Genomic DNA, 13,793 nt, shown 5'->3' with positions numbered 1-13,793 from the left:
TCCCCCGCGCCCGCTTCAACCGGCGAGCCCCCTCATCCCCTAGGAAATCGCCTTAGTGTCCGTTGTAGCCGTGGCCGTTGCTGCCGTTACCGCCGCCACGCCCATCGCCGTTGCTGCCGTTACCGCCGCCACGCCCATCGCCGTTGTTGCCCCTGCCGTTACCGGTGGCGCCATTGTTGGCGTTGCCATTATTGTTGCTGCCATTACCGGAATTGCCGTTGCCACCGGAGTTTCCGTTATTCGCTGCCGCTGCGCTTGCGGCCGGCGAGGCACTGCTGCCAGCTGTTGCGGCAGCACTAGTCGTTGCCGCGGTTTGGACGACACTGTTGGATACCTGCGTGCTGGCCTTGCCATCGCTCCAGACCGTCTCGGTACTTGTGCTGGCATTCGCGCTGCGCACCTGTCCGGGGGCAACGGCGCTATGGGCAAGCCCGCGCGTGACCTTTTGGAAATTCAGCTTGACCTCACCGAGCGAGTTCGAGATGCGCACGACGCCGGCCTTGGGGACGTGCCCGCCAGTCGCCTGATGCGACCGCATCGGCGAACCGACCATCTTGATCCCCTTGTCGATCGGACCGAGCGCATGGATCGCATGACCATTCGCGGCATTGTGCGGTGCGGACAGTCCCGATTTCGGCACGGGAATGCGCTCGATGGTGGAGGCGCGGGGCTTACCCTGCTCGATCGGATTGAACGCCCCCGCACCGCTCAGGCCGAGACCAGGCTTGCCATGTTCGAAGACGGTGGCCACTTGCCCCGGCATGACCTGCGCGATCTGTCCCGTCTTGAAGTCGGAAACTTCAACTTGACCGCGGAGCACGCTGACCTTGGTGCTGCCCGCACCCACCGTGACGCTGAACTGCGTTCCCTTGACGACGGCGGCGAGGTAGGGCGTCTCGACCTCGAAATGCTTGACGTTGCGCTTCTCGACCTCGAGCAGGATCGAACCCGCCTGCTGGATGATGGTGGTCGAGAGTCCCTCCTTCTTTTCGGCAGGCAAGCCGACGACCGAGTTGGGAGAGATCAGGATCGTTTCCTCGCCGCGGACGAGTAGCACGCGGCCGTTGCGGCCGGTGCGAATGGTGTCGCCAGGCTTGAGCGCCTCCTCCTGATTCAACGACACCTGCTGTGCGCCGTTGGTGGCGACCCAGACCTCGCCGGTGGCCTTGCTGACCGACCAGACGCCATTCTCCGCGCCGGATGCACCGGATGGCGTTCCAAGGATCAGCGCTGCCAGCAAGGCGTGCCACACTCCAACTCTACCGAACATGACAATCCTCAGTCCGCGTTACAGCCAGACCTGAGGCCTATCCGAAATCACTCAAGAGAAAATTAGCGCGAAGTGGCGAGCCAAGAAGCCGCATTAACCAATCATTGACCATGAAAAACTATGGAAAATCATGCAGCTAACGAACCCTTACCGCCTTATTGGCAAATCCCCGTCAAACTACGGAGACACGTTCGCTGCGCGTATTGAGAAGCGACACTTCCTTACGACATCGGTACTGCTGGCAACGATTTTTACGGGAATTCCGCAGTCCTTCGCGCAGCAGGCGAACCAGCCAGGCTTTAATCCACGCCAGCCCGAGAAGTACTTTGAAAACCAAACCGAGCGGGAAACGCTGAACCGCCCCCCGGTCAGACTACCGACGGTCGGCCAGCCCAACACCGGCGGTGATACCAAGCCGCAATTCGTGCTGCGCGGAATCGACGTCGTCGGCGCCCACGCCGTCTCCCGCGACCGCATTGCTACAGCCTATCAATCCCATCTTGGAAAGAAGGTCTCGCAGGCGGATCTCGCCGCGATCGCCGGCGCGATCAGCGATCTCTATCGCGAAGCCGGATTCCACTTGAGCCGCGCGATCGTGCCACCCCAGGATATCGCCGACGGCCGCGTCCGGATCCAGGTGATCGAAGGCGCCATCGTGCAGGCCGAGCTGAAAGGCGACGGCGCCGAACAGTTCGGCGTAAGGTCGATGCTCGGGCCGGTTCTGGCCGAGCAGCCATCGCGCCTGGCAACGCTCGAACGCCAGCTGTTCCTCATCAACGGCAGGCCGGGCGTCCGGATCACCGACACCGCGCTGGAAGAGATTGGCGGAGCGACCGGCCGCTTCCGCCTGATCGTCTATTTGAAGACCTGGCACGTCTTCTCGTCGTTCGGCATGGACAATCTCGGATCTTCCTCGGTCGGTCCGTGGCAGACCTACGCGACCGGCGCGTTCAACTCCTATCTCACGCCCGGCGACACGCTCGCGGTCAATCTGTCGACCATTGCCAATGATCCGCGCGAGCTCGGTTTCGCGCGGATGTCCTATGACGCACCGGTCGGTGTCGATGGCGTGCGCCTTGGCGCTTCGATCCTGTACAGCGCAGTCCGGCCTGGCGATGCTCGTCGTCTCGACAGCGACATCACCACCACCGAGGCGTTCGAGCTGCGTGCCGGCGTCGTCCCATTGCAGTCGCTGTCCTCCTCGCTGACCCTGACTGCCGCGACGACCTTCAGCAATGTATCCGAGCACGACCTCTATGGCTCCTGGTACAACGACCACATCAGGACGGCGAGCCTGACTGCCGACTACAGGCTCCAGGATCGCTTCGGCGGCGCCAATTTCGCTACGCTGAGCTACCGGCAGGGCCTCGACATCTTCGGCGCTTCGCATTTGGACGACGATCTGTTGTCGCGCGTCGGCGCGTCATCGAACTTCTCGGTGCTGAACCTCTGGTTCACACGCTATCAGACGCTCAACGACGCCTGGTCACTCAAGCTCTCGGCAGCGAGCCAGACGGCATCGCGGCCATTGTTCACCTCGCAGCAATTCTATCTCGGCGGCGCGGCCTTCGGCCGGGGTTATGGCGCGGCCGAGATCAGTGGCGACAACGGTCTTGCCGGCTCGCTCGAACTGCGCTTCGACCAAAAGCTCAATTTTCGCTACTGGACCGGCTATCAATTCTACGCCTTCGGCGACGCTGGCGCGGTCTGGAACGACGGTTACCGCCTGAGCGACGGCCTCGCGCTGACCTCGGCCGGGGCGGGCGTGCGGTTCTTCCTGCCGGACGATCTCCAGACCGATCTCGGCGTAGCCGTTCCCTTGAGCTACAGGGCGCCGGACAACGAGCGCCGCAGCCCGCGCTTCCTGCTCACACTGTCGAGCGCGCTCCGGCTCTGCCCTGAACGAGGCAAGGCCGGCTGTCTCTAGCCCTTGCGCTTCGCCCACAGACCTGCATGCGGCGCTTTTGCGGCTTGCTCACAGACTTGCCTAAATTTAATCCCGTAACTTGCTCACGATCGCTCGATCCGCGAGTTCCCAATGACCATGTTCAGCCAAAGGTGGTTTGAGACGAAGCCATGAAGAGGGTGTTTGCAATCCTGGCGTTTCTCTGCGTCCTCGCCGTCGGCCAGTATTTCATCGTCAGCCGGTTCGCGATCCACCACGAGACTTTGAGCATGTTCGACGCCTCGCGCCAGCGGCCGATCTCGGTCGACATTGCGGTGCGGCGTGACTATGAGACCAAGGCCAATCTCGGCCTCTGGAAGCTCCCGCTCGCCATCATCAGCAACGGCAACACCGTCAGGGCGACCGAATATTCCTTCCTGGCCAACGTGCTCGCCGCACGCGGCTATCTGGTTGCCAGCATCCAGCAAGATCTTCCGAGCGATCCACCGCTGATGACCCATGCTGGCCAGCAATATGTCGGCCGGCGTGAAGTCTACATTCGCTGCGAGGCCAATATTCTGTTCGTGCTGGGCGAGTTGAAGAGGCGGCAGGAGAACGTCGACTACGACCACATCACCCTCGTCGGCCATTCCAACGGCGGCGATGTCTCGATGTATGTCGCCCATCAGCACCCGGAGCTGGTATCGAAGGTGATCACGCTCGACAATCTGAGGGTACCCTTCGTGCTCAGCGATAATATGAAGATCCTGTCGTTCCGCTCGAAGGATCCGCATTTCGTGACCGATCCGGGTGTGCTGCCGACGCCGGAAGAGGCCAGGGCGCGCGGCATCGACATCGTCCATACTGGCGCACAGCACACCGAGATGAGCGATCGCGGTCCCGACGCGGTCAAGGAGAAGATCCAAGCGACGCTCGACCGCTTCCTGCGTGACAGCGCCAGCAGCGCGCTCGCGCCGGCCGATACGAAGAGTCCGATGATCATGAACCCCGGCGACTATTAGCCGAAACCCTTTGCGGCAGATCAAGGCAGCTCCGAGCCGGCCACGATAGGAAGGGCCTCGCCATCTCGGAGAGGCACGTGTCGCACTATACCGAAAGTCTTGATACGAAGAGCCTTGATACGAAGAGCCTTGATAGGAAGAGCCTTGGGTTGCCCGCGGCAAGGACGCCGGCGTTCGTACGGCACTTTTATCGTTCGACCCGCAGGCTGCTGCGGTCGATCATCGCCCGCATCGATCTCTCGCAATTTCCGGGATCGTGTTGCGGGTGAGCGCGTCGGCCGCAAGGGAATGCATGAAGGTTGCCCGATGCACCGATATTTGAGCCGAATTTTCCTGTTGCTTGCCGGCGCCACCGCGGGCTTCGGCATGTCGCCTGCCCTCGCCGCCGATGCCGAGCACGGCGCCGATCTCGCCAAGCGCTGGTGTGCGAGTTGCCACGTGGTGGCGAGCGGCCAGACACAGGCTAGCGCCGACGTCCCCTCCTTCGCATCCGTTGCGCGCCGGCCAGACTTCAGTCCGGAGCGGCTCGCTTTCTTCCTGCTCGACCCGCACCCGAAGATGCCGAACTTTCCCTTGAGCCGGACCGAAGCTGGCGACATCGCGGCCTATATCGGATCGCTGCGCCAATAGAACCCCGTCAATCGCGAGCCTGCTAAAAACTGCAAATCCCTGCCGGAAGACCGACAGGGATCAGCAGAAAGGATGATGGACGGCGAATGGGGATCCATTCGGTGGCCCATCATGGACCTGCACCAGGATCAGAATGCGCATCTCGCCGCCGCGCAAGATCAATTTGTGGGCATGCCGCACGGCACCGACAGAATCAGGACTTGTCCTTGCCCGGTTGCATGAAACTGCCGGTCATCTGGCGCATGTGGTCCCCGGCGCTGGTGAATTGACTGCGCAGGAAGTCGGACTGAATTCGCATTGCTTCCTGAAGGTCTGTGGCGTGAACGAGCTTGCGGGCGTGCTCGAACGCCGACTTCATGTTCTGTTCGGTGAAAGCGAGCGCCTGCTTCGACACGTCCGTCCCCGCGCCCGGGACGGACGACATCGATTTGGTGGCGGCTTCGAAAAACATGCCGAATGCTTTTTCCGCCTGGTCAATCGTCTTTTCGGCCAAGTCGCGCAGTTCGGCCGGAACTTCGAGTTTCGGTTCGATCATGGTCGCATTCCTCCCTTTTCTGACTGAATACCACACTTGCCGGATCGCCTTCCAGCGGCCAGCCCCCGGGCAAAGGTTGCCCGGTGGGCCGGATCTGGGAGGAAACGAGGGACGAGGTGTTGGCCGGCGCGGCCAGACTCAGGACAGGGGGTGTTCGGGAAGAGTTTCTTCGGTGGCGAGGTCTTCGACGAGCTTGATGACCTCGAAACGCTGCCGAGCCTCGAGCTTCAGGAACGCACGGAGCAAGCGCAGACTTTCGACGGTGCCGCTCGCAGGCGCGCCAAGCTTGAGGTGCAGTTCAGCCGCGAAATTGAGGTTTTTCATCCCTCACCTATGACAAGCATTAGCCTTCAGTTCTTGCGTCGAAGTCGCACTCGAGGAGCGACGCCGCAACCCAATACAATGGCGAGAATCAGCTCTCGGCCGCAGGCCGAACTTCCTTAGCCGAACGGATGGGGCCCAACCGAGCAGGTTGCAATTATGCCAAGGAACAACCGATCCGGCAAGCCCAACGGCCGGCGTAGCGATGCTTCGCCCGCATCGCGCCACGGCAATTCCGGATAACAGGAAATTCGACCGCCGTCACCCACCTGCGTCAAGAAGCGGCATCAATCACGCATACAGCCGAGATCGCTGTCAATCGGCACTGCGTTTCGCCTTGTTTCCGATGTGAACAGACATTTGCGGAGACGAACTGGCGCCTCGGCAGCATATACACGTAATTGTTGAGTAGCTTCCCAGCGGTTGTATCGACAGCGACATGAACGCTCGTCTTCAATCCTCCGATTGGGGCGCCGGTGAAGTCGACCAACGCGGCAAGCGCCTTGGGATCGGCCGCCCTCCTCATCGGAATGCGTCCCGCTGGCACTTTTCCCTGCGAGCCTCATCGGTTCCGATATGTTTTCCGCGTGTGAACCGTTGTTTAGGAGCGAACGACAAAGCGGTTGCGGAACGGCCACGCGGACGACGGCGCCATGGCTGATAGACTCATGATTTGGGCGCGTGTCACCACCAAAGGACGACGGCATGCTTTCTCGCTGCGATCTGATCAATGGCGCCGCGGTCGCGCTTCTTACCCTCTCGATACAAGGCGCATGGGCGCAGGAGACCAGGATGAACCTGTTCAAGATCGTCACCATCAAGGACGAAATCATCGTCGGATTGTCGGCGGAGGAGCTTCAGGCGCTCGGCGGAAATGATGCGAGCACGCTTGCACATGCGCTGGCGCAAAAAGGCGATCTCACCGTCTGGCAGTACAACGTGCACCGCGGCCCGAACGGCGAATTGCAGCAGGCGCCGACCGCCAAGATCGGGCTCTTGGCCAACGCCTCTCTCCGTGTCGAGCCGTATTCCACGCCTTACCAGATCGTACCGCATCCGTAAGCAGCAGACGGCATGCCCGCGGGCGTGCCGTCGTCATTTGCGCTGCTCTGCCCGTGGTGTCCCCGTTTCCATCGCAAAACCGTAGATCAGCGCCAGCCGGTCCAGGCATTCACGAAAACGCCGCGCAAAATAGTCGTTCCAGCGCTGCGTACGAACGGCGCGCCGCTGCCCGATCTGATCCATGGTCAAGCCCAGCACGAGCACGTCGTGCACCAATGCTGCGCCGTCGGTGCCGAGTTCGCGTTCGACTCGGTTCAGCCGCAACACCGCCTGGCGCTGGCTTTCGGTGACCGGCTCGCGCGTACGCGCGCCATCGACATATTCGCGGGTCGGATCCATCGCCTGAGGGCCCCTCTCCGCTCTCTCCCAATCGCTCTGGAAGGCGCGCCCGCCGCGATATTGTGCTTCGTCGATTTGATGGTGCGCGTGAAGCCGGCCGAGCGGGTCACTACGGACGGACCGGACGGGCACAATCTTCTCGCCGGCATCGAGCGCCAGCGGATTGTCGACCTCGACTTCCGCCACATCGGCATTGAACGGCACGTCGCGGGACCGCCGGTCGTAGATTCCAGCCAATTTGTAAGATTTATTGCGTCGAGCACGTGCCACTCGGATACTCCTTGCAAAGTTGGCGATTGCAAAATCGATAGTCGAACGGGGTGGCCGCCTCCTCAGCCGGCCGAGACCAGCCTCAACACGACGGGACCGACGACGCGGGCGGACGCAACCCCGGATGGCCGCGTCAGACCTGCATGCGGCGCGCAATAGCTGGAGCCGGGCTGACGCGGATGGCCGCAAAACGTGATCTCCTTCCCGTCCTTGTCGCCGCCATAGGGATAGCGACAGTCGCCTCGCGCGAGTTCGAGCAGCGGGATCAGGCGTGGCTGGACGCCGACACAGCGCAACTTCACGCGCGCCGCAGGTTTCATCGCGGATTTTGGCAGCAGGTTCAGGCTCGGTAACGCCGGACGGCGCGGCGAAGGCAGACAGGCCTCGCCCGGCAAAGACGGCACGATCGGTGGGCTCGTCATCCGCGCCAATGCGACGAGTCCCAGCCGCTTGGCGCGACCAGCCACCGCGTTGCGCGTGTAAGCCGTTCCAAACCTTGCGTTAATCCCCGTTGCGATTGCCGCGTAAGACATTCCTTTGAGAAAATAGTCGCAAAGCGCGTCGGAGTGCTCCGACGGCCAATGGCCCGGTTCCATGCTGTTGTCCTGTGATGCGCCTGCTTCGATCGCACGATCGGGCGGTGGGAAAGCACATTCCAGTATTCCGAATCGAAAGTCAAGCGATAATTCTGATATTCATAATTGCATCAATTCCGAATTTCGGATTATAAGAGGCAAGACGTGCGCAATCGAGGGAATCACCATGTTGGACGTTGCAATGATCGAGCGGGGCCTGGAAAAGACGGGCAAGAGCAAGGGCGGCCTGGCGGCGGCCATGGGCGTGCGGCCCGGCGCGGTCTCGGAGATTCTCGGCGGCGAGCGCCTGGTGAAGGCCTCGGAGATCATTCCGATCATGGAATATCTCGAGCTCAACCTCGCGCCGATCATGGGCCGCGTCGGCGCCGGCGCCGTGATCGAGCCCGATTATGAACAGGTTCCGCCGGAGGGACTCGGCGACATCACGCTGCCCTTCCCGATCATGGAAGAGACGGTCGCCTTCGAGATCGTAGGCGACTCCATGCTGCCCAAGTACGAGAACGGCGACGTGATCGTGGTCTACAAGGACCAGCGCCATCCGCTGTCGAGCTTCTACGGCGAAGAGGCCGTGGTCCGGCTCAAGACTGGCGAGCGCTATTTGAAGACCATCGAGCGCGGGAAAAGCCCGTCCGTCGTCAATCTCACCAGCTTCAACGCCAAGCCGATCGTCGGCGTGAAGCTCGACTGGGTCGGAGAGATCTGCCTTTCCATGCCCAAGGGACAGCTCGAGCGGCTGCGGGCCAAGTCGGCCCGCCCCCGCAAGAAGGGCAAATAGGACCCTGATTTACGATTGTTGGAAATCGCCCTTGACTAAATTCTGATTTTCGGAAATAACTCTGCCGCGCCTCCCGACTCAGGAGGGCGGCAGGTTCATTCCATGCAATATTTCGTCGTGATGATCGACTATGGGCGGCGCGGCCGCGAGGCGGTCGTCGATCCCGAAATCACAAGGCGCGAGGTCATCTCGCGCATCGTTTCGGGCGAATACCAGAACGTCTCGTTCATCCACGAAATCGCCGAGAATTCGGTCGAGGACGTGACCGAGGCCATCCTGGCCGAGGCTGCGCTACCCCAGATCCCGCCCGAAGACATCGACCTTCAGGCAAAGCGCCTCGATCACGCCCGCGACCTGCGCAAGCACGAGCGGACGTGACGGAAGCCGGCAGCCTCTGCCCTACCGTCTCGGGTGAATATCACACCATGAGCACGGTCGATCCCGTGGTCTTGCGCGCCGCGAGATCGGCATGCGCCTTGGCGGCATCCTTCAGTGGATAGGTTTGGCGCACCTCGATCTTGACTGCGCCGGACTTGACGACGTCGAACAGCTCGCCTGCCATCGCGACCAGACTTTCACGCTTGGCGGCATAAGTGAACAGCGTCGGCCGCGTGACGTAGAGCGAGCCCTTCTGGGCCAACAGGCCGAGATTGAGCGGCTCCACCGCGCCGGAGGACTGGCCGAACAGCGCGACGACGCCGAGCGGCGCGAGGCAGTCCAGCGATTTCAGGAACGTGTCCTTGCCGACGGAATCATAGACGACCGGCACCTTCTTGCCGCCGGTGATTTCGTCGACGCGCTTCACGAAATCCTCGCGCGTGTAGATGATGACATGGTCGCAGCCATGCGCCTTGGCAAGCTTTGCCTTCTCGTCGTTGCTGACGGTGCCGATCACAGTCGCGCCGAGATGCTTGGCCCACTGGCTCAGGATCAGACCGACGCCGCCGGCTGCGGCGTGGAGCAGGATGGTGTCGCCGGCCTTCACCCGATAGGTCTGCCGGATCAGATACTGCGTCGTCAGTCCCTTCAGCATCATCGCCGCCGCGGTCTTGTCATCGACGCCGTCAGGCAGCTTCAACAAGCGGTCGGCGGGAATCAGCCGGGCCTCGGAATAGGCGCCGAGCGGTGAGGCGCCATAGGCGACACGATCGCCCGGCTTCAGATCGGTGACCCCTGGGCCGACCTCCTCGACAACGCCGGCCGCCTCGCTGCCGAGCCCGCTCGGCAGTTGCGCCGGATACAGGCCGGAGCGGTTGTAGATATCGACGAAATTGAGACCGACGGCGGTGTGGCGGATGCGCGCCTCGCCCGGTCCGGGCTTGCCGACGCTGACCTCCTCCCAGACCAGGACTTCCGGGCCGCCGGTCTTGTGAAAGCGAATGGCATGCGTCATGGGCGTTACTCCCTTATCGTTGCAGTGAAGTTCAGAGCACCTGATCGTCCCGTGAAATAGGCATTTGGTCCGGCCGTTACAGTACAGACACGTAACAAGAATGTCACAACGGGCAACAAACGCCCGCCGTTCCGTCTCTGTTCGGAAGAGTTGATGACGGGCCTGGGGCGAGTGGCAGTAGCCTTCACGCGGGGTTTGGTAGTCGCCTGCGAAGGAGAGCCGAGATGCCAGCTTATGTTCAGCATCATCAGGATGTCGAAATCGCGCCAGTGAATTGCCCCACCTGCATGGGGTTCCTGCCGATGTATGTGCGCGAGGTCGAACCGCATTGGAGCCTTGCCAAGATCGACTTTGTCTATGAATGCGCCGATTGCGGCGCCGAGGTCAGACAAACCATCCGCAAGCCGGAGCAGCTGCGGCACTGATCGCGGGGCCCGCGCACCGCTCAACTATTTGCGTTAAGCGGAAAAAACGCCGTTCGCGCGGGTCTGATGTCTCCCAAACGAGGCTTGTTCTTTGCCCGGAACGCAGGCAGAACAAGCCTCAAGCAAGACCTTTGGGAGCGCCCTTTCGTGGCTGATCAGAAGGCCTCGACCTCGATCGAGGCAGTGGAGAGCGGCCTCGCCGCGCAAGGCTATATCGCGAGCCGGCAGATCGCGACCGCCGTTTATCTGTCGCAACAGATCGAGAAGCCGATCCTGGTCGAAGGCCCCGCGGGCGTCGGCAAGACCGAGCTTGCCAAGGCGATTGCCGCCTGGCGCGGCATGAAGATGATCCGCCTGCAATGCTATGAAGGCCTCGACGAGGCCAAGGCGCTCTACGAGTGGAAATATGCCAAGCAGCTTCTCTATACCCAGATCCTGAAGGACAAGCTCGGCGAAGTCCTGGGCGGTGCGCAGACGCTGCATGCCGCGCTCGACCAGCTGCACGATTTCGGCGACGTGTTCTTCTCCAAGGAATTCGTCGAGCCGCGCCCTCTGCTCCAGGCGCTGGAGCAGCCGGGCGGCTGCGTGCTCCTGATCGACGAGATCGACAAGTCGGACGCGGAGTTCGAATCGCTGCTGCTGGAGATCCTGTCCGACTTCCAGGTCACCATCCCCGAGCTCGGCACCGTCTCCGCGATCACGCCGCCGACCGTGATCCTCACCTCCAACAGCGAGCGCGATCTTGGCGATGCCCTGAAGCGGCGCTGCCTGCATCTGCACATCGGCTTTCCCGAGCAGCGGCTGGAGGAACGCATCGTCGAGAGCCGCGTGCCCGGCATCTCGCAGACGCTGCGCCGGCAGATGGTCGGCTTCATCCACGAGATCCGCTCATTGGATCTGAAAAAGCTGCCTTCGGTCAGCGAGAGCATCGACTGGGCACGCGTGCTGGTGCTGCTCCAGGCTTCGGAGCTCGACACCGAGATCGTCAAGGATACGCTCAACGTCCTCCTGAAATACGAAGCCGACATCGAGGCAGCAGTGCCACAAGTTGCGACCTTCATTGCCAAGGCGGCACGATCCAACGTCTTCGGTTGACGCCGATGCGCGAGAATCTCCATCGTTTCTTTCGGGCGGCGCGCGGCGCCGGCGTTCACGTCTCGCCCGCCGAAAGCATCGATGCGATGCGCGCGGTCAAGCAGGTCGGTTTCTCCGACCGCGCCATCTTGCGCGACGCCCTGCTGCTAACGCTCGCCAAGTCGCAGGACGAAAAACTCGCACTCGGCGACTGTTTCGACCTCTTCTTCAGCCAGCCGGAACCGCGGCAGGATCAGCCCGAGGCCGGCAGCGACGACGCTTCGCAGGACTCAGATCAGTCGTCCGCATCGGACGCGGCCGGCGAAGCCGGTGAAGGTCAGCCTCCCAAGGAACTCGGCCCTCTTGCGCAGATGCTGCTGTCGCAGGATCGCAATGCGATCGCAGCGGCGATCGCCAGTGCCTCCGGTGCTGCCTCGCTGTCCGATATCCGCTATTCCACCCAGCGCGGCATCTTCTCCAGCCGCATCCTCGACGCCATGGGCCTCCAGCGCCTGCGGGACGATCTGGACCAACTGACCGCGACCAACCCGTCCCTGGCCGAGCGTCTGCGCGCCGCGCTCGATGCCTTGCGCGAAGCGGTGCGCGACACGGTCTCGCAGGGGCTCGCGCTCTACGCCCGCGAGGAGGCCGAAAACCTTCGCAACGAGATTCTGCGCAACGCGCCGCTCGCGCGCATCGAGCGGCGGCAGGTCGCCGAGATGCGCGCTCTCATCCGCCAGATCGCCCGCCGGCTGCGCGAGCGCTACTCGAAGCCGCGCAAGCGCCAGCGCCGCGGCCATCTCGACGTTCGCCGCACGCTCCGCCGCAACGCAGCCTGGGGCGGCGTACCGTTCCTCACCGCATGGAAGCGCAAGCATCGTGACCGACCCAAGATCGTGGCGCTCTGCGACGTCTCCGGCTCGGTCGCTCAGGTCTCCGACTTCTTCCTGCTGCTGATCCACTCGCTGCACGAGGTAGTCGATGACGTCCGCTCGTTTGCCTTCTCCTCGCATCTGATCGAGGTCAGCGAGATCCTGGAGAACAACTCGCCGGAAGAGGCGATGGCCGAGATCATGTCCAAGGTCGGCTTCGGCTCGTCCGACTATGGCTCCTCGCTGGTCGATTTCGAGAAAGAGTTCATGAGCACGCTGACGCCACAGACCACGGTGATCGTGCTCGGCGATGCCCGCAGCAACAATCTCGACCCGCGCGCCGACATTCTGCGCCGCATCTCCGAACGGTCGAAGCGACTGGTCTGGCTCAATCCGGAAGGACGGCTCGCCTGGGGCTTTGGCGATTCCGAGATGCCGCGCTATGCGACCTTTTGCAGCGTCGTACGTCAATGCGCCACCGCGCAGCAACTCGAGCGCGCGGTATCCGATATCGTGGCCAGTTATCGATAAGCGGCGATCGCACCCGCCTCTATCGTCAGGCGGCGGTGAGCTCGGCGTGAGCAAGATTGCACTCGCGAAAGTGATGCGCGATTTCGTCGACAGCGCGCTGCTTCCACTCTTCCGCCTGCGCGAGCCAGAAAACGCGGCGCTCGAAATCGAGCGCAGCGCGCTCTCGGCACAGCGATTCCTGACGGCGAATTTCGACCAGCCTATTCATGTACTCCACTCCCTGCCTGTGAAGCCATTCACCGCGAACGAACCTAACAGTGTCCCGAACGCTCCGTCTCATTTTTTCAGCATATTGCGGCGCGAAATGGGACAGCAGCACTTCCCGTGCAGCGCGGCAGTTCGCAGCGCAACATCAAGCCGACATCATCAATAAGTGATCGAGGTCCGGAACGATATTAGCGGCGGAGCGATCTTAACTCTTGTGGCGCAACGAAGTGCGGCAATTTGTGAAGAGACGTTCCAAACAACGCACCGAATTCCCGACTCATTGTCGTCGCATGGTTTTCATGCAGCGTCGCTAACAGAGGCGCGCGAACGGTACTATCGCTTGAGGCAACATGAGCAACGACGTCGACTTCGATCTTTCACCGGATCAATGGGAAGCGCTACGCACACTTCGCAATCCGGCATCGAACGGTCGCCTCTCGAAGGCCTACCTTCTCGAAAGTCTCGTCAAGCTCGGCCTCGTTGTCGTCAATGATGGCTTGCCTGAGATGACGCCCACCGGACGCAAGGTGCTGGTGCGCGGATCATGCCGACTGCTGGATCTCGTGGCTTAATGCGAACGATGGGC

General features: G+C 62.0%; 17 protein-coding genes. 10 read left to right on the top strand and 7 right to left on the bottom strand.

Features of this window, described 5'->3' with window-relative positions:
• Nucleotides 1–52: 52 nt before the first annotated feature.
• Nucleotides 53–1,270: a FecR family protein gene (locus XH85_RS15880; RefSeq protein ID WP_128932540.1), complete on the bottom strand. Its 1,218-nt coding sequence runs from the start codon at nt 1,268–1,270 to the stop codon at nt 53–55.
• 130 nt (nt 1,271–1,400) lie between these two features.
• Here XH85_RS15880 and XH85_RS15875 point away from each other — a divergent pair, with 130 nt between their 5' ends.
• The 3 genes from XH85_RS15875 (at nt 1,401) to XH85_RS15865 (ending at nt 4,807) form a co-directional block, all read left to right on the top strand.
• Nucleotides 1,401–3,197, top strand: a complete 1,797-nt coding sequence (locus XH85_RS15875; RefSeq protein WP_128932539.1) for a ShlB/FhaC/HecB family hemolysin secretion/activation protein — start codon at nt 1,401–1,403, stop codon at nt 3,195–3,197.
• Between the two features lie 149 nt (nt 3,198–3,346).
• Complete coding sequence (locus tag XH85_RS15870) at nt 3,347–4,177, top strand: alpha/beta fold hydrolase (RefSeq protein ID WP_128932538.1); 831 nt, start codon at nt 3,347–3,349, stop codon at nt 4,175–4,177.
• Nucleotides 4,178–4,483: 306 nt separating this feature from the next.
• A complete protein-coding gene (locus XH85_RS15865) occupies nt 4,484–4,807 on the top strand; it encodes a c-type cytochrome (protein ID WP_128932537.1) in 324 nt (107 codons plus the stop codon).
• A gap of 193 nt (nt 4,808–5,000) precedes the next feature.
• Here the strand turns inward: XH85_RS15865 and XH85_RS15860 are convergent, their stop codons facing one another.
• On the bottom strand, nt 5,001–5,342 hold the full coding sequence (locus XH85_RS15860) for a phasin (RefSeq protein ID WP_091897174.1): 342 nt from the start codon (nt 5,340–5,342) through the stop codon (nt 5,001–5,003).
• Between the two features lie 138 nt (nt 5,343–5,480).
• On the bottom strand, nt 5,481–5,666 hold the full coding sequence (locus XH85_RS45115; RefSeq protein WP_130216251.1) for a hypothetical protein: 186 nt from the start codon (nt 5,664–5,666) through the stop codon (nt 5,481–5,483).
• A gap of 702 nt (nt 5,667–6,368) precedes the next feature.
• Between XH85_RS45115 and XH85_RS15850 the strand changes: the two genes are divergently transcribed.
• On the top strand, nt 6,369–6,725 hold the full coding sequence (locus XH85_RS15850) for a hypothetical protein (protein WP_128932536.1): 357 nt from the start codon (nt 6,369–6,371) through the stop codon (nt 6,723–6,725).
• A 33-nt stretch (nt 6,726–6,758) separates the two neighbouring features.
• Here XH85_RS15850 and XH85_RS15845 read toward each other — a convergent pair whose 3' ends face one another.
• Both XH85_RS15845 and XH85_RS15840 read right to left on the bottom strand, forming a co-directional pair.
• Nucleotides 6,759–7,334 carry a hypothetical protein gene (locus XH85_RS15845; protein ID WP_128932535.1) on the bottom strand — a complete coding sequence of 192 codons (576 nt, stop codon included), beginning with the start codon at nt 7,332–7,334 and terminating at the stop codon, nt 6,759–6,761.
• A gap of 62 nt (nt 7,335–7,396) precedes the next feature.
• Complete coding sequence (locus tag XH85_RS15840) at nt 7,397–7,930, bottom strand: GcrA family cell cycle regulator (RefSeq protein ID WP_128932534.1); 534 nt, start codon at nt 7,928–7,930, stop codon at nt 7,397–7,399.
• A gap of 166 nt (nt 7,931–8,096) precedes the next feature.
• Here XH85_RS15840 and XH85_RS15835 point away from each other — a divergent pair, with 166 nt between their 5' ends.
• Nucleotides 8,097–8,705: a S24 family peptidase gene (locus tag XH85_RS15835; RefSeq protein WP_128932533.1), complete on the top strand. Its 609-nt coding sequence runs from the start codon at nt 8,097–8,099 to the stop codon at nt 8,703–8,705.
• Between the two features lie 102 nt (nt 8,706–8,807).
• Nucleotides 8,808–9,083: a hypothetical protein gene (locus XH85_RS15830; RefSeq protein WP_128932532.1), complete on the top strand. Its 276-nt coding sequence runs from the start codon at nt 8,808–8,810 to the stop codon at nt 9,081–9,083.
• Nucleotides 9,084–9,123: 40 nt separating this feature from the next.
• Here the strand turns inward: XH85_RS15830 and XH85_RS15825 are convergent, their stop codons facing one another.
• A complete protein-coding gene (locus XH85_RS15825) occupies nt 9,124–10,098 on the bottom strand; it encodes a quinone oxidoreductase family protein (RefSeq protein ID WP_128932531.1) in 975 nt (324 codons plus the stop codon).
• 224 nt (nt 10,099–10,322) lie between these two features.
• On the opposite strand from XH85_RS15825, the gene XH85_RS15820 reads away from it, so the two are divergent.
• The 3 genes from XH85_RS15820 (at nt 10,323) to XH85_RS15810 (ending at nt 13,000) form a co-directional block, all read left to right on the top strand.
• Nucleotides 10,323–10,523: a hypothetical protein gene (locus XH85_RS15820; protein WP_091897156.1), complete on the top strand. Its 201-nt coding sequence runs from the start codon at nt 10,323–10,325 to the stop codon at nt 10,521–10,523.
• 147 nt (nt 10,524–10,670) lie between these two features.
• Nucleotides 10,671–11,618: an AAA family ATPase gene (locus XH85_RS15815; RefSeq protein WP_164940476.1), complete on the top strand. Its 948-nt coding sequence runs from the start codon at nt 10,671–10,673 to the stop codon at nt 11,616–11,618.
• A gap of 5 nt (nt 11,619–11,623) precedes the next feature.
• Entirely contained in the window at nt 11,624–13,000 is a 1,377-nt protein-coding gene (locus XH85_RS15810; RefSeq protein WP_128932529.1) for a vWA domain-containing protein, read from the top strand.
• 25 nt (nt 13,001–13,025) lie between these two features.
• Here the strand turns inward: XH85_RS15810 and XH85_RS47640 are convergent, their stop codons facing one another.
• The gene (locus tag XH85_RS47640; protein ID WP_128932528.1) at nt 13,026–13,208 is read right to left on the bottom strand and encodes a hypothetical protein; all 183 of its coding nucleotides are present in this window, start codon (nt 13,206–13,208) and stop codon (nt 13,026–13,028) included.
• 349 nt (nt 13,209–13,557) lie between these two features.
• Here XH85_RS47640 and XH85_RS15800 point away from each other — a divergent pair, with 349 nt between their 5' ends.
• Nucleotides 13,558–13,779, top strand: a complete 222-nt coding sequence (locus XH85_RS15800; protein ID WP_128932527.1) for a hypothetical protein — start codon at nt 13,558–13,560, stop codon at nt 13,777–13,779.
• The last annotated feature ends 14 nt before the right edge of the window (nt 13,780–13,793 follow it).

Origin of the sequence: Bradyrhizobium zhanjiangense (assembly GCF_004114935.1) — a bacterium.
Taxonomy (GTDB): domain Bacteria; phylum Pseudomonadota; class Alphaproteobacteria; order Rhizobiales; family Xanthobacteraceae; genus Bradyrhizobium; species Bradyrhizobium zhanjiangense.
This window is presented reverse-complemented; position numbering and strand designations above follow the sequence as displayed.

Excerpts from the sequence above, each read along its gene's own strand:
- XH85_RS15810 (WP_128932529.1), top strand. The coding sequence starts at position 11,624 with ATGCGCGAGAATCTCCATCGTTTCTTTCGGGCGGCGCGCGGCGCCGGC.
- XH85_RS15840 (WP_128932534.1), bottom strand. The coding sequence starts at position 7,930 with ATGGAACCGGGCCATTGGCCGTCGGAGCACTCCGACGCGCTTTGCGAC.
- XH85_RS15800 (WP_128932527.1), top strand. The coding sequence starts at position 13,558 with ATGAGCAACGACGTCGACTTCGATCTTTCACCGGATCAATGGGAAGCG.
- XH85_RS15870 (WP_128932538.1), top strand. The coding sequence starts at position 3,347 with ATGAAGAGGGTGTTTGCAATCCTGGCGTTTCTCTGCGTCCTCGCCGTC.
- XH85_RS15830 (WP_128932532.1), top strand. The coding sequence starts at position 8,808 with ATGCAATATTTCGTCGTGATGATCGACTATGGGCGGCGCGGCCGCGAG.
- XH85_RS15825 (WP_128932531.1), bottom strand. The coding sequence starts at position 10,098 with ATGACGCATGCCATTCGCTTTCACAAGACCGGCGGCCCGGAAGTCCTG.
- XH85_RS15820 (WP_091897156.1), top strand. The coding sequence starts at position 10,323 with ATGCCAGCTTATGTTCAGCATCATCAGGATGTCGAAATCGCGCCAGTG.
- XH85_RS15865 (WP_128932537.1), top strand. The coding sequence starts at position 4,484 with ATGCACCGATATTTGAGCCGAATTTTCCTGTTGCTTGCCGGCGCCACC.
- XH85_RS47640 (WP_128932528.1), bottom strand. The coding sequence starts at position 13,208 with ATGAATAGGCTGGTCGAAATTCGCCGTCAGGAATCGCTGTGCCGAGAG.
- XH85_RS15835 (WP_128932533.1), top strand. The coding sequence starts at position 8,097 with ATGTTGGACGTTGCAATGATCGAGCGGGGCCTGGAAAAGACGGGCAAG.
- XH85_RS45115 (WP_130216251.1), bottom strand. The coding sequence starts at position 5,666 with ATGAAAAACCTCAATTTCGCGGCTGAACTGCACCTCAAGCTTGGCGCG.
- XH85_RS15875 (WP_128932539.1), top strand. The coding sequence starts at position 1,401 with ATGCAGCTAACGAACCCTTACCGCCTTATTGGCAAATCCCCGTCAAAC.
- XH85_RS15880 (WP_128932540.1), bottom strand. The coding sequence starts at position 1,270 with ATGTTCGGTAGAGTTGGAGTGTGGCACGCCTTGCTGGCAGCGCTGATC.
- XH85_RS15850 (WP_128932536.1), top strand. The coding sequence starts at position 6,369 with ATGCTTTCTCGCTGCGATCTGATCAATGGCGCCGCGGTCGCGCTTCTT.
- XH85_RS15860 (WP_091897174.1), bottom strand. The coding sequence starts at position 5,342 with ATGATCGAACCGAAACTCGAAGTTCCGGCCGAACTGCGCGACTTGGCC.